Consider the following 14,321-nt stretch of genomic DNA (forward strand, 5'->3'; position numbering starts at 1 on the left):
CGATGACTGACCAACAGAACACCGAAGCAGCAGAAGCCCAAGGCCCACAGTTTTCGCTGCAGCGCATCTATGTGCGCGACCTGTCGTTCGAAGCACCGAAAAGCCCGGCCATCTTCCGTCAGGAATGGACCCCAAGCGTTGCGCTGGACCTGAACACCCGTCAAAAAGCGCTGGAAGGTGACTTCCACGAAGTCGTGCTGACCCTGTCGGTCACCGTCAAGAATGGCGAAGAAGTGGCCTTCATCGCTGAAGTGCAACAGGCCGGTATCTTCCTGATCCAGGGCCTGGACGAAGCGTCCATGAGCCACACCCTGGGTGCGTTCTGCCCGAACATCCTGTTCCCGTATGCCCGCGAGACCCTGGACAGCCTGGTCACCCGTGGCTCGTTCCCGGCGCTGATGCTGGCTCCGGTGAACTTCGATGCCCTGTACGCGCAAGAGCTGCAGCGCATGCAACAGGAAGGCGCACCGACTGTTCAATAAGTCGATGCGGTAAAAAATGTGGGAGGGGGCTTGCCCCCGATGCCGGAGTGTCAGTCGACATCTATTTGACTGACCCACTGCAATCGGGGGCAAGCCCCCTCCCACATTTGTTTTGTGCGTTACTTGAAACCGAGTTGGCGCCAGCCTTCGTAGACGGCTATGGCGACGGTGTTGGACAGGTTCAGGCTGCGGCAACCTTCGCGCATCGGCAGACGCAGGCGATGGCCGTCGGGCAGGGCGTCGAGCACCTCGGCGGGCAGGCCACGGCTTTCCGGGCCGAACAGGAAGGCGTCGCCGTCGGCGAAGCTGGCATCATGGAACGGCCGCGAGCCCTTGGTGGTGAACGCGAACAACCGAGGGTGGCCCAGGCTTTCCAGGCAACTGGCGAGGTCGGCGTGGCGCTTGAGGGTGGCGTACTCGTGGTAGTCCAGCCCGGCGCGGCGCAGGCGCTTGTCGTCCATGTCGAAGCCCAGGGGCTCGATCAAATGCAGGTGGCAGCCACTGTTGGCGCACAGCCTGATAACGTTGCCGGTATTCGGCGGAATTTCTGGTTGAAAAAGGATGACGTGAAACATGCACGGCTCCGAAGGCAAAGATGCGCTGCATTCTACCCTCGAAGAGGACCCCAGGCCGAAGCTATTGCCGAGGGTTTTGGGCTCTTTGGCGATTGTCGGCCTGATGGTCGGCCTGATGATCGGTCGTCTGACTACCCCGGACCCGGTCGAGTTGCTGCAGGTGACGCCGGCAACTGACGGTGCGGTGGTGTGGTTCAACAGCGAACCCAAGCTGCATGGCGAGCATATCGACGGCACCGTGGCGCTGTTGTTCGACGCGCAGGGCCAGGCTGCCAGCGGGCAGCTCAAGGTCAATGACAAGGATGTGAACTGGCGCGTGCGCAAGACCGATGGCGGTCTGTTGCTCAGCCTGGTGGCGGCGCGGCCGTTGCGTGGGGAATGGTCGGGAGAGAAGGCTGAAGGCCGCTGGCGGCTGGAGATCCATCTCCAAGAGCAATAAAAGAGGGAATCCCCGGCCTGCCTGTACCAAGGTTCCCGAAACGGGCTGGGGCTATGGGCGCTGTGCCGCATAAGCCCCGGGTGTAAAGAAGGGAGTTCCCGGCCTGCCTGTACCAGGGCTCCCAAAACGGGGTGAAGCCAGTGGGCTTCGGTGTTAAAGAGGGAATCCCCGGCCTGCCTGTACCGAGGTTCCCCAAAGCGGTGTGGAGCGCGACGCGGTTCGCATCAAGCACCCCGGGTGTAAAGAGGGGATTCTCGGCCTGCCTGTACCAAGGTCCCCGAAACTGGGTTGTATCTGGGTTATTGCAGGGTGCGTGCCACAGTGGCCAAGTTGCCCAAAAAAAGCGCTCCAGACAGCGCAAAGCCCCGGTATACGGGGCTTTGGTGTTTTCGGTTTTCAGGTTTTATTCAGTGAGGCTGAGGTTTCAGGTGTTGGTGCCGTGCTCGATGCCGGTTCATGCTGCATTCAAGCGGTGCATGCTTGTGAAACCTTGTGAAGATCTAAATGTGGGAGGGGGCTTGCCCCCGATGGCGGTGGGTCAGTCAAATAGATGTCGACTGACACTCCGGCATCGGGGGCAAGCCCCCTCCCACATTGGATCTTCAGTGGACCTGAGATTCAGCCCTCATCACCTTCGTCATCATCCCCGCCATCCACCTTCATCCCCAGCTCCTTGATCTTGCGCGTCAGGGTGTTGCGGCCCCAACCCAGCAGCACGGCCGCATCGCGGCGGCGACCGGCGGTATGCTTGAGGGCGGTTTCGATCATGATCCGCTCGAAGGCCGGCACGGCGCTGTCCAGCAGGTTCGACTGGCCGCGTGCCAGGGCCTGGTCGGCCCATTGGCGTAGCGCCTGTTCCCAGTTGGTCACGGGCGCCGAATCCTGCGGCAGGCTGAGCAATTCCGGTGGCAGGTCGCCGATATGCACTTCGCGCCCGGACGCCATCACCGTGATCCAGCGGCAGGTGTTCTCCAGTTGGCGCACGTTGCCGGGCCACGGCAGGTTCTTCAGGTATTCCTCGGTCTCGCTTTTCAGCAGCTTCGGCTCGACGGCCAGCTCCTGGGCAGCGCGGCTGAGGAAGTGGCGCGCGAGGGTCGGGATGTCTTCGCGACGGTCCGACATGCGCGGGATATGGATGCGGATCACGTTGAGGCGGTGGAACAAGTCCTCACGGAACTTGCCCGCATGCACCAGGGTTTCCAGGTTCTGGTGAGTCGCGGCGATGATGCGCACGTCGACCTTGACCGGCGTATGCCCGCCCACACGGTAGAACTCGCCGTCCGCCAGTACGCGCAGCAAGCGGGTCTGGGTATCGGCCGGCATGTCGCCGATTTCATCGAGAAACAGTGTGCCGCCGTCCGCTTGTTCAAAGCGCCCGCGTCGCAGGTTGGCCGCGCCGGTGAAGGCACCTTTCTCGTGGCCGAACAGCTCGGATTCCATCAAGTCCTTGGGAATCGCCGCCATGTTCAGCGCGATAAACGGCGACGCCGCCCGTGGGCTGTGGCGGTGCAGGGCGTGGGCCACGAGTTCTTTACCGGTGCCCGACTCGCCATTGATCAGGACGGTGATGTTGGAGTGGCTCAAGCGCCCGATGGCGCGAAACACTTCCTGCATCGCCGGCGCTTCACCGATGATTTCCGGGGTGCGGGTCAGGGCGGGCGGGGCTTCCTGGTTCTGCTGTTCCTGGGCGTGCTGGTTGGCGCGCTTGACCAGCGCCACCGCTTCGTCCACGTCGAACGGCTTGGGCAGGTATTCAAAGGCACCGCCCTGATAGGACGCCACAGCGCTGTCCAGGTCCGAGTGCGCGGTCATGATGATCACCGGCAGGCGCGGGTGTTGCTCGCGAATCCGTGCCAGCAGGTCCAGGCCGCTGGCACCGGGCATGCGGATGTCGGAGATGATCACGTCGGGCTGCTGGCGCGCCAGGCGGCTCATCACCCCATCAGCGCTGTCGAAGCTCTGGGTGGTCATGCCTTCCTGTTGCAGGGCTTTCTCGAGGACCCAGCGGATAGAACGGTCGTCATCGACGATCCAGACAGTTTCACTACGGCTCATGTCGATGGGGCTCCTTGTTCCAGAGGCAGAAAGATCGAGAACGTGGTGTGGCCAGGATGGCTCTCACATTCGATCAGACCCTGGTGCTGGCTGATGATGTTCTGGGTAATGGCCAGGCCCAGCCCGGTACCGTCCGGGCGGCCGCTGACCATGGGAAAGAAAATGGTTTCCTGCAGTTCTGCAGGAATGCCCGGGCCGTTGTCGGTGATTTCGACTTTGGTTACCAGGCGATGGCGCACGTGGCCGATGGTGAACTGGCGCAAGGCGCGGGTGCGCAGGCTGATGCGGCCCAGGCGCAGCTCGTTCTGGCTGCTGATGGCCTGCATGGCGTTGCGCACGATATTGAGTACCGCCTGGATCATCTGCTCGCGGTCGATCAAGACGTCGGGAATGCTTGGGTCATAGTCGCGCACCAACGTGATGCAACCCTGGCTTTCGGCCTCGACCAGATGACAGACACGCTCCAGCACTTCATGCACGTTGGTCATCGCCAGCGACGGCAGCTTGTTGGAGCCGAGCATACGGTCCACCAGGTTGCGCAGGCGGTCGGCCTCTTCGATGATGACGTTGGTGTAGTCCTTGAGGTGCTCGTCCGGTAGCTCGCGCGCCAGCAACTGCGCCGCGCCGCGAATCCCACCCAGCGGGTTCTTGATCTCGTGGGCCAGGCCGCGCACCAGCATCTTGCTGGTCTCTTGCTTGGACAGCTGCGCTTCTTCCTTGGTGATGCGCAGCAGGCGGTCACGCGGGTGGACTTCGAGCAGCAGCAGGGTGCTGCCGTTGCTCAGGATCGGGGTCACGGCGTAGTCGACGGTCAGGGTCTGGCCGGTCAGGGCGGTGAGCATCGCTTCGCGCTTGGTGAACGGGTGTGCCTGCTCCACCGCCTGGCGCAACGAGCTCAAGGCTTCGGCCGACTCGGTGAACAATTCGCTGATGAACTGCCCATGGCTGCGCTGGCCGCTGATGGCCAGGAGCATCTCTGCCGCCGGGTTCATGTACTCAAGGCGCAGATCGTCATTGAGCAGGATGGTCGCGGTGGTCAGGTTGTCGAGTAACAAACGGTGCAGTGCATCGCTGATGGTCATCAGGACCTCTTTTGGAGCAAGGCGCGGGCTTGAGGCACACGCTGATACAAGGAAAATGCAAAAACCAAACCAAGGCTCCGAAAAGAAGCGTTTAAGCCCTGAAATAGGGGTTTAAGGCGCGAAACTGTGGCGTTCTGCCAGCTTTGTCGGGTAGTTTCGAACCAAAATGGGCTGGGCCGGTGGGAAGGGTGCAATGCGTTGCACCAATGTAGTGCGGTTTTGTGACGTTTGTTCAGAAATATGCCGCGTGAACCTCCGATTGCACGCAATACCAACGTGGGAGGGGGCTTGCTCCCGATGGCGATGGCCGAGTTACCCATGAGGTAGCTGACACACGGCTATCGGGCCCAGGCCCCTTTCCGCTTGGGTACGCTGCCTTAATCTGGGTGGCGGCACAGTTCGGCGGTAGCGCGAATCATCGCCAGCTGGCGCAGCGGCTCATTGCGCCGCTCATGCACCGCCTCGGCCAACCATTGCGGGCACTGCGGGTCACTGCGCTGGGGGGTGAAGTCGGCCAACTGCTGTAGTAGGCGCTTTTGCAGTTGGTCCAGTTGCGGGCGAATCTGCTTGACCAGATCCGGGCGTGGATCGTCGGGTGCCTTACCCTGGAACTGCCAGTCGGACAGGTGGGCGTACTGCACCAATTTGTTCGCTTCGATCTGCGCCGAGAAAAATTGCCCGGCAGCGGCAGGGTCGAGCTTGTAGCTCGGTGCCAGGGCGACGACGCTGGCGATTACCTCTTGCTCGCGTTTCTTGTCTTCCACGGGCTTGTGGCTGTCCCACTTGCTCAGGGCGACCTGGTCGGCGATTGCCAGGCGTTCGGCGACGCTGTTGAGTAAAGGTTCGAGGCTGGGCGGCGCAGCGCTCGCACTGGCACTGACCAATAACAGAGCGAACACAAGTCTACGTTTCAATGCTGATCTCCTTGTGGGAGGGGGCTTGCCCCCGATAGCAGAGTGTCCGTCAGCACCTGTATCAACTGATCCACTGCTATCGGGAGCAAGCTCCCTCCCACCTTTTTGATTGGGTTTGCAGGTGCGGAGCTGTGTAATCCGCGGGCAAAAAAAGACCTCCCGAAGGAGGTCTTTTTCGATCACGCCACGTTAAGCGACGCTACCGGATCAGCAGCTGTAGTACAGCTCGTATTCCAGTGGGTGCACGAAGGTACGCACCTTGATTTCTTCTGCGCTTTTCAGCTCGATGTAGGCATCGATGAAGTCGTCGCTGAACACGCCGCCTTTGGTCAGGAACGCACGGCCCTTGTCCAGCTCTTCCAGGGCTTCTTTCAGGCTGCCGCACACTTGTGGGATCTCTTTGGCCTCTTCAGGCGGCAGGTCGTACAAGTTTTTGTCGGCGGCGTCGCCAGGGTGGATCTTGTTCTGGATACCGTCCAGGCCAGCCATTACAAGCGCAGCGAAGGCCAGGTATGGGTTGGCTGCCGGGTCCGGGAAGCGAGCTTCGATACGGCGAGCGCGAGGGCTGGACACGTAAGGAATACGGATCGAGGCGGAGCGGTTACGGGCCGAGTAGGCCAGCATTACCGGTGCTTCGAAACCTGGGACCAGACGCTTGTAGGAGTTGGTCGATGGGTTGGTGAAGCCGTTCAAGGCCTTACCGTGCTTGATGATACCGCCGATGAAGTACAGGGCAGTGTCGGACAGGCCGGCATAACCTTCACCAGCGAAGGTGTTCTTGCCATCTTTGGCGATGGACAGGTGAACGTGCATACCCGAACCGTTATCGCCGTACAGTGGCTTAGGCATGAAGGTAGCGGTACGGCCGTAGGCAACGGCAGTGTTGTGTACGCAGTACTTCAGGGTCTGAACTTCGTCAGCCTTGGCCACCAGGGTGTTGAACTTCACACCGATTTCGTTCTGGCCGGCAGTGGCCACTTCGTGGTGGTGTACTTCGATGACCAGGCCCATGTCTTCCATGGCGTTGCACATGGAGGTACGGATTTCGTGGTCGTGGTCGAATGGTGGAACCGGGAAATAACCGCCTTTGATGCCTGGACGGTGGCCATGGTTGCCGCCTTCAACGTCCTGGTCGGACATCCACGAACCTTGTTCGGAGTAGATCTTGAACATGGAACCGGAGATGTCGGACTTGAACTTCACTTGGTCGAAGATGAAGAATTCTGGTTCCGGGCCTACGAATACGGTGTCGCCGATACCGGTCGACTTCAGGTATTCCTCGGCACGCTTGGCGATCGCACGTGGGTCGCGGTCATAGCCTTGCATGGTCGACGGCTCGATCACGTCGCAGACGATGATCAGGGTTGGCTCTTCGGTGAACGGGTCCAGCACGGCAGTGCTGTCGTCCGGCATCAGGATCATGTCGGAGGCTTCGATGCCTTTCCAGCCGGCAATGGAGGAACCGTCGAACATTTTGCCTTCTTCGAAGAACGCGTCATCCAGCGCGTCGCGAGCCGGCATGGTCACGTGGTGCTGAGTGCCTTTTGTGTCCGTGAAGCGCAGATCAATCCATTTAACGTCATGATCTTTGATGAGTTGAACCGACTTCGACATGGTGTCCTCCGGGGTGGCTTCGGGCTGGGTAGTGGAGTTAGCCCTTAGAATGTGGGTGATGCCGGCGCGGATAGTCCGCCATGGCAACCTGCCTCACAAGAGAGCAAATTGCATGCCAGTGCGCCAGCATGGCTTTTTTGCGTCAAAATGGCCCCTATAAAGGTGCAAACTGCTGAATTGGAATAAATAACGCACCTCAATGTAGCGACGCCTCACAGAAACGACCCGTTTTGGTGCGTTGCGTCGGTGATGCATATTAACTGGTTAAACCTTGAGCGATTTCCGCTATAATCCGCGCCCCCCTTTTTCGGCAGGCCCGGCGCGCGCTGTTTCCATGAAATTAATCGTTAAAGTCTTCCCCGAGATCACCATCAAAAGCCGACCGGTACGGATGCGTTTCATCCGTCAGTTGGCCAAGAACATCCGTACCGTGCTCCGCGATCTGGACCCGGCGGTGGTGGTGAACGGTGTGTGGGACAATCTCGAGCTGGAAACCCGTGTCACCGACGCCAAGGCCTTGAAGGATATGACCGAGCGCCTGAGCTGCATGCCGGGTATCGCGCATTTCCTGCAGGTGGACGAGTACCCGCTGGGCGACTTCGACGACATTACCGAAAAGTGCAAACAACACTTCGGCAGTGAGCTGGAAGGCAAGATTTTTTCGGTGCGTTGCAAGCGTGCCGGCAAGCATCCGTTCAGCTCCATGGATGTGGAAAAATACGTCGGCAGCAAGCTGCGTCGCGAGTGCGGCGCCGCCGGAATTTCCCTCAAAGCGCCGCAAATTGAAGTGCGCATGGAAATTCGCGACCAACGGTTGTTTGTGATCCACAACCAGCACAATAGCATCGGCGGCTACCCGCTGGGCGCCCTGGAACAGACCCTGGTATTGATGTCCGGCGGTTTCGATTCCACGGTGGCGGCCTACCAGATCATGCGCCGCGGCCTGATGAGCCACTTCTGCTTCTTTAACCTGGGCGGGCGTGCACACGAATTGGGCGTGATGGAAGTCGCGCACTATATCTGGAAGAAGTACGGCAGCTCCCAACGCGTGCTGTTTGTCAGCGTGCCGTTCGAGGAAGTGCTGGGCGAAATTCTCGGTAAAGTCGATAACAGTCATATGGGCGTAGTATTGAAGCGTATGATGTTGCGCGCGGCGTCCCGAATTGCCGATCAACTGCAGATCGACGCGCTGGTGACCGGCGAAGCGATTTCCCAGGTGGCCAGCCAAACGCTGCCGAACCTGTCGCTGATCGACTGCGTTACCGAGAAGCTGGTGCTGCGCCCGCTGATCGCCAGCCACAAGCAGGACATCATCGACCTGGCAGAACAAATCGGCACCGCCGACTTTGCCAAGCACATGCCTGAATATTGCGGGGTCATTTCGGTGAACCCCAAGACCCACGCCAAGCGCAACCGCGTGGAGTATGAAGAACAACAGTTTGACATGGCGATTCTGGAGCGTGCGCTCGAGAACGCCAAACTGGTCCCGATCGATCGTGTCATCGACGAGTTGGGCCAGGATGTGCAGATCGAAGAAGTCAGCGAAGCCCTGGCGGGCCAGATCGTCATCGACATCCGTCACCCGGATGCCGCTGAAGATGAGCCGCTGGGCATCGCTGGCATCGACGTACAAACGCTGCCGTTCTATGCATTGAACGCGCGTTTCAAGGAACTGGATAACAGCCGTCAGTACCTGCTGTATTGCGACAAAGGCGTGATGAGTCGCCTGCATGCCCACCATTTGCTCAGTGAGGGGCATGCCAATGTGCGCGTTTATCGACCGAGCTAAGAGCCCGGGGCTGTACGCCTGTGGCCTGCGTCACCGGCCCCCCGACTCTGCCGTCAAGCCGTAACGGCAAGGCCTGACTCTACTGTTAATCGCTGCCACGACCTGTCAGCACACCGAATCCTCTGATCGAGATACACAAGTGATCGAAAATCTACGTAACATCGCCATCATTGCTCACGTTGACCATGGTAAAACCACCCTGGTAGACAAACTCTTGCGTCAATCCGGCACCCTGGAGCGCAACGAGCTCAACGACGAGCGCGTGATGGACTCCAACGACCAGGAGAAAGAGCGCGGTATTACCATCCTGGCTAAAAACACCGCTATCAACTGGAACGGCTACCACATCAACATCGTGGACACCCCGGGCCACGCCGACTTCGGCGGCGAAGTAGAACGCGTAATGTCGATGGTTGACTCCGTTCTGCTGCTGGTTGACGCTCAAGACGGCCCTATGCCGCAAACCCGTTTCGTGACCAAGAAGGCTTTCGAAGCCGGCCTGCGTCCGATCGTGTGCATCAACAAGGTTGACCGTCCAGGCGCGCGTCCGGACTGGGTTCTGGACCAGATCTTCGATCTGTTCGACAACCTGGGTGCTACCGAAGAACAACTGGACTTCCAGGTGATCTACGCTTCGGCCCTGAACGGTATTGCCGGTCTGGAACACACCGCCATGGCGGAAGACATGACCCCGCTGTACCAGGCGATCGTTGACCACGTTCCACCACCGAAGGTTGACCGTGACGGTCCGTTCCAGATGCAAATCTCGGCACTGGACTACAACAGCTTCCTGGGTGTTATCGGCGTTGGCCGTATCGCTCGTGGTAGCGTCAAGCCGAACACCCCGGTTGTCGCTATCGGCGCCGACGGCAAGAAGCGCAACGGTCGTATCCTGAAGCTGATGGGCCACCACGGCCTGCACCGTATCGACGTTGAAGAAGCTTTCGCCGGCGACATCGTGTGCGTCAGCGGCATGGACTCGCTGTTCATCTCCGACACCCTGTGCCAGCCGGACACTGTCGAGGCGATGAAGCCTCTGACCGTTGACGAGCCAACCGTTTCCATGACCTTCCAGGTAAACGACTCGCCTTTCTGCGGTAAAGAAGGCAAGTTCGTGACTTCCCGTAACATCAAGGAACGTCTGGACAAAGAGCTGCTGTACAACGTGGCACTGCGCGTTGAAGAAGGCGACTCGGCTGACAAGTTCAAGGTTTCCGGCCGTGGTGAGCTGCACCTCTCGGTACTGATCGAAACCATGCGTCGCGAAGGCTTCGAAATGGGCGTTGGTCGTCCTGAAGTGATCATCCGTACTGTTGACGGCGTGAAGCAGGAACCGTTCGAAAACGTCACCATCGACACCCCTGAAGAATCCCAGGGCAAGGTCATGGAAGAGATGGGCCTGCGTAAGGGCGACCTGACCAACATGGTGCCGGATGGCAAAGGCCGTGTGCGTCTGGAATACAACATCCCTGCGCGTGGTCTGATCGGTTTCCGTAACCAGTTCCTGACCCTGACCAACGGTGCTGGCATCCTGACCTCGATCTTCGATCGCTACGACACCATGAAGTCCGGCGACATGTCCGGCCGTCAGAACGGTGTTCTGGTTTCGGTTGAAACCGGCAAGGCGCTGACCTACTCCCTGGAAACCCTCCAGGCGCGTGGCAAGCTGTTCGTTGAACACGGTCAAGAGATCTACAACGGTCAGATCGTTGGTCTGAACAGCCGTGACAACGACATGGGCGTCAACCCAACCAAAGGCAAGAAGCTCGACAACATGCGTGCTTCGGGTAAAGACGAAACCATCGCTCTGGTTCCACCGGTGAGGTTCTCCCTGGAACAGGCCCTGGAATTCATCCAGGACGACGAGCTGTGCGAAGTCACGCCTAAGTCGATCCGCCTGCGTAAGAAGATCTTGGACGAAGGCGAGCGTACCCGCGCTGCCAAGAAAGCCAAGAACTGAGTTAACTCAGGCTGAATGAAAAACGCCCCCGGTCGAAAGGCCGGGGGCGTTTTTTTATGTCTGGGATTTTTGTGGTGACTATGCGGGCCTCATCGGGGGCAAGCCCCCTCCCACAGTTTGATTTGTGAACGCCTTCAAAATGTGGGAGGGGGCTTGCCCCCGATAGGGCCCTTAAGAACCCTGCAAAACGTGAATCAGAACTTATCGAGCGTCTTGAAATTGGTCTCGCGCACCACTTCCTTCGGCTTGTACGCGCAATACCCTGGCCGTGGGCCGATTTTCGGGTGGTTGCGGCAGGTATCCGGGCGCTTGTCATAAATAGTGCAAAAGCGCGTCTTACGATCCAGGTACAGGCAGTCGTTGTTGCTCATGCGCTGCAGGGTGAAGATCTCGGATTTGCTGTTGTAGCGCTCGACGATGCCTTCCTTCTGCAAGCGCTTGGCGATGTTCTTCGGCGGGTCGCCACGCTCGAATTCATCGACGATGCCAATGCGGATCAAGTCTTTGATCTTCACTTCGACCGGCAGCGTGCAGCAACTGGACACGCAGCCCCCGCACATGTGGGCGGAATATTTCTGCCAGGTCTCGAGACGGTCGAGTTCCGCGGCGGCGATCAGTTGAGGCTTCATCAGGGTTCCAAGGTGGGGCGGTATCCGGGCGCGCGATCATACCGGGATTGATGGTTTTTTGAACAATATTTTCGGGTTTTCAGCTGGAAGGCCGATCGAGTGGTGATCGGGCACGACCCCTGCATCAGATTTATGCCAAGGTGAATGAGTTAAAAAACTGCCGAACCAGAGCGTCGGCCGTCTGTCAGACCGACTAGTCTCTAGCAACTCCTTCAATCTCGCCCGAGGTCGCACCGATGTCTCAGGAACCGCTTGCACGAGAAGCAGAGGTAGCCGCATTTCGCGATGCTGTCTTGACCAAACTCACCTACGCGGTGGGCAAAGACCCGGATCATGCCTTCGACCACGACTGGTTCGAAGCCATTGCCCTGGCCGCCCGCGACCAGATGGTCGAACACTGGATGGACCACACGCGGCGTATCTACCGTAAAGGCCAGAAGCGGGTGTATTACCTCTCCCTCGAATTTCTCATCGGCCGCTTGCTCTACGACAGCCTGAGCAACCTCGGCCTGCTGGAGATCGCCCGCGAAGCGCTGGTGGACCTCGGGGTAGACCTGGAGCGCATCCGCCTGCTGGAGCCCGATGCGGCGCTCGGTAACGGGGGCCTGGGTCGACTGGCGGCGTGCTTTATGGAAAGCATGTCGACCTTGGGCATTGCCGGCCACGGTTATGGCATTCGTTATGAGCACGGGCTGTTCCGCCAGGCGATTGTCGATGGCTGGCAGCAGGAACAGACCGAGCGCTGGCTGGATTTCGGCAACCCGTGGGAGTTCGAGCGGGCCGAAGTGATTTACCCGATCGGTTTTGGCGGCAGCGTCGAAACCCTGCCGGATGCCGCCGGCAAGCTGATTCAGGTGTGGTCGCCCAGCGAAACCGTGCGGGCCGTGGCCTACGACACCCCGGTGGTGGGCTGGCGCGGTGCCAGCGTCAACACCCTGCGGCTGTGGCGCGCGCGCGCCGTGGAAGACCTGCACCTGGAGCGCTTCAACGCCGGTGATCACTTGGGCGCCGTCGCCGAAGTGGCCCGCGCCGAAAGCATCTCCCGAGTGCTTTACCCGGCCGACAGCACCGAAGCGGGGCAGGAACTGCGCCTACGCCAGGAATACTTCTTCGTCTCGGCCTCGCTCCAAGACTTGCTGCGCCGCCACAAGAACATGCACGGCTCGGTGCTGAGCCTGGGCGAACACGCCGCGATTCAGCTCAACGACACCCACCCGTCCATCGCCGTCGCCGAGTTGATGCGGCAACTGGTGGACCTGCACGACGTTCCCTGGGAAGCGGCGTGGGATGTCACCGTCGAAACCCTGTCGTACACCAACCACACGCTGCTGCCCGAAGCCCTCGAAACCTGGCCGGTCGGCCTGATGGAACGCATGCTGCCCCGGCACATGCAGATCATCTACCTGATCAACGCGCAGCACATCGACTCGCTGCGCGCCAAGGGCATCCACGATTTCGACGTGCTGCGCGCCGTGTCGCTGATCGAAGAAGACAACGGCCGCCGCGTGCGCATGGGCAACCTGGCGTTCCTCGGCTCCCATAGCGTCAACGGCGTATCCGGCCTGCACACCCAACTGATGCGCAGCACGGTGTTCTCCGAACTGCACAAGCTGTACCCGGAGCGCATCAACAACAAAACCAACGGCATCACCTTCCGCCGCTGGCTGTACCAGGCCAACCCCCAGCTCACGTCGATGCTGGTGGATGCGTTGGGCCCGGATATTCTCGACAACATGGAAACCCGTCTGGTCGAACTGGAAACCTTTGCCGAGAAGCAGGCCTTCCGCAAGGCCTTCGCCGAGCAGCGCCTGCACAGCAAGCGCGCACTGGCCGAGATCATCCACGAGCGCCTGGGCATTGCGGTCAACCCGGCGGCGATGTTCGACGTGCAGGTCAAGCGCATCCACGAATACAAGCGCCAGTTGCTCAACCTGCTGCACACCGTGGCGCTGTATCAGGCGATCCGTGCCGAGCCTGAGACCGACTGGGTGCCACGGGTGAAGATCTTCGCCGGCAAGGCGGCGGCGAGTTATCACCAGGCCAAGCTGATCATCAAGCTGACCAACGACATCGCTCGCACCGTCAACAACGACCCCACCGTGCGCGGCTTGCTCAAGGTGGTGTTCCTGCCCAACTACAACGTCAGCCTGGCGGAAAGCATCATTCCGGCGGCGGACTTGTCGGAGCAGATTTCCACCGCCGGCTATGAAGCGTCGGGCACCAGCAACATGAAATTCGGCCTTAACGGCGCGCTCACCATCGGCACCATGGACGGCGCCAACGTGGAGATGCACGAGCGCGTGGGCGCCGAGCACATGTTCATCTTCGGCCTCAGCGCCCAGCAGGTGGAAGCCCGCAAGCATGCCGGTGAATTCAACGCCGGGCCGGAAATCGCCGCGTCCCATCGTTTGAGCGATGTGTTGCAAGCGATTCGCGGCGGGGTGTTCTCGCCGGATGATCCGGGCCGTTATGTGGGCTTGATCGATGGGCTGATCGACTACGACCGCTTCCTGGTGTGTGCCGACTTCGATTCCTACTGGGATGCCCAGGCCCGGGTCGACGCGCATTGGCATGACTCCAAGGAATGGTGGCGTTCGGCGGTGCTCAATACCGCGCGAATGGGCTGGTTCTCTTCGGACCGCACCATCCGCGAGTACGCCACCGAAATCTGGAAAGCGCTCGACTAAGCCCCGCAGTACAAGTGTGGGAGGGGGCTTGCCCCCGATAGCGGACTGTCAGTTTGCAGATATGTCGACTGGCACACCGCTATCGGGGGCAAGCC

General features: G+C 60.0%; 11 protein-coding genes. 5 read left to right on the top strand and 6 right to left on the bottom strand.

What is annotated here, in order from left to right:
* Positions 1 to 2 precede the first annotated feature (2 nt).
* The gene (gene secB, locus P3S72_RS02455) at positions 3 to 482 is read left to right on the top strand and encodes a protein-export chaperone SecB (protein ID WP_014716520.1); all 480 of its coding nucleotides are present in this window, start codon (positions 3 to 5) and stop codon (positions 480 to 482) included.
* A 119-nt stretch (positions 483 to 601) separates the two neighbouring features.
* On the opposite strand, the gene P3S72_RS02460 is transcribed toward secB, so the two are convergent.
* Positions 602 to 1,057: a tRNA (cytidine(34)-2'-O)-methyltransferase gene (locus P3S72_RS02460; RefSeq protein ID WP_247397321.1), complete on the bottom strand. Its 456-nt coding sequence runs from the start codon at positions 1,055 to 1,057 to the stop codon at positions 602 to 604.
* Between P3S72_RS02460 and P3S72_RS02465 the strand changes: the two genes are divergently transcribed.
* Positions 1,056 to 1,496, top strand: a complete 441-nt coding sequence (locus tag P3S72_RS02465) for a hypothetical protein (protein ID WP_276195878.1) — start codon at positions 1,056 to 1,058, stop codon at positions 1,494 to 1,496. The two genes, P3S72_RS02460 and P3S72_RS02465, sit on opposite strands and share 2 nt — an antisense overlap.
* Positions 1,497 to 2,114: 618 nt before the next feature.
* On the opposite strand, the gene ntrC is transcribed toward P3S72_RS02465, so the two are convergent.
* From ntrC to glnA, 4 genes are all read right to left on the bottom strand, one after another.
* Complete coding sequence (gene ntrC / locus P3S72_RS02470) at positions 2,115 to 3,551, bottom strand: nitrogen regulation protein NR(I) (RefSeq protein WP_247397323.1); 1,437 nt, start codon at positions 3,549 to 3,551, stop codon at positions 2,115 to 2,117.
* Entirely contained in the window at positions 3,548 to 4,633 is a 1,086-nt protein-coding gene (gene glnL, locus P3S72_RS02475) for a nitrogen regulation protein NR(II) (protein ID WP_276195879.1), read from the bottom strand. The genes ntrC and glnL overlap by 4 nt, the downstream gene beginning before the upstream one ends.
* Before the next feature lie 377 nt (positions 4,634 to 5,010).
* Positions 5,011 to 5,547 (bottom strand): chorismate mutase, encoded by a 537-nt coding sequence (locus tag P3S72_RS02480; protein WP_276195880.1) that lies wholly within the window; start codon positions 5,545 to 5,547, stop codon positions 5,011 to 5,013.
* A gap of 207 nt (positions 5,548 to 5,754) precedes the next feature.
* Complete coding sequence (glnA, locus tag P3S72_RS02485) at positions 5,755 to 7,161, bottom strand: type I glutamate--ammonia ligase (RefSeq protein WP_003171128.1); 1,407 nt, start codon at positions 7,159 to 7,161, stop codon at positions 5,755 to 5,757.
* A 334-nt stretch (positions 7,162 to 7,495) separates the two neighbouring features.
* On the opposite strand from glnA, the gene thiI reads away from it, so the two are divergent.
* Entirely contained in the window at positions 7,496 to 8,950 is a 1,455-nt protein-coding gene (gene thiI / locus P3S72_RS02490) for a tRNA uracil 4-sulfurtransferase ThiI (RefSeq protein WP_276195881.1), read from the top strand.
* 139 nt (positions 8,951 to 9,089) lie between these two features.
* Positions 9,090 to 10,910, top strand: coding sequence for a translational GTPase TypA (gene typA, locus P3S72_RS02495; protein WP_247397328.1), 1,821 nt, complete (start codon positions 9,090 to 9,092; stop codon positions 10,908 to 10,910).
* A gap of 194 nt (positions 10,911 to 11,104) precedes the next feature.
* Here the strand turns inward: typA and P3S72_RS02500 are convergent, their stop codons facing one another.
* Positions 11,105 to 11,539 (bottom strand): YkgJ family cysteine cluster protein, encoded by a 435-nt coding sequence (locus P3S72_RS02500; RefSeq protein WP_017849920.1) that lies wholly within the window; start codon positions 11,537 to 11,539, stop codon positions 11,105 to 11,107.
* A 236-nt stretch (positions 11,540 to 11,775) separates the two neighbouring features.
* On the opposite strand from P3S72_RS02500, the gene P3S72_RS02505 reads away from it, so the two are divergent.
* A complete protein-coding gene (locus P3S72_RS02505) occupies positions 11,776 to 14,226 on the top strand; it encodes a glycogen/starch/alpha-glucan phosphorylase (RefSeq protein ID WP_276195882.1) in 2,451 nt (816 codons plus the stop codon).
* Positions 14,227 to 14,321 lie beyond the last annotated feature (95 nt).

The sequence above is a fragment of the Pseudomonas sp. D3 genome (genome assembly GCF_029320995.1).
Classification (GTDB): Bacteria; Pseudomonadota; Gammaproteobacteria; order Pseudomonadales; family Pseudomonadaceae; genus Aquipseudomonas; species Aquipseudomonas paraveronii.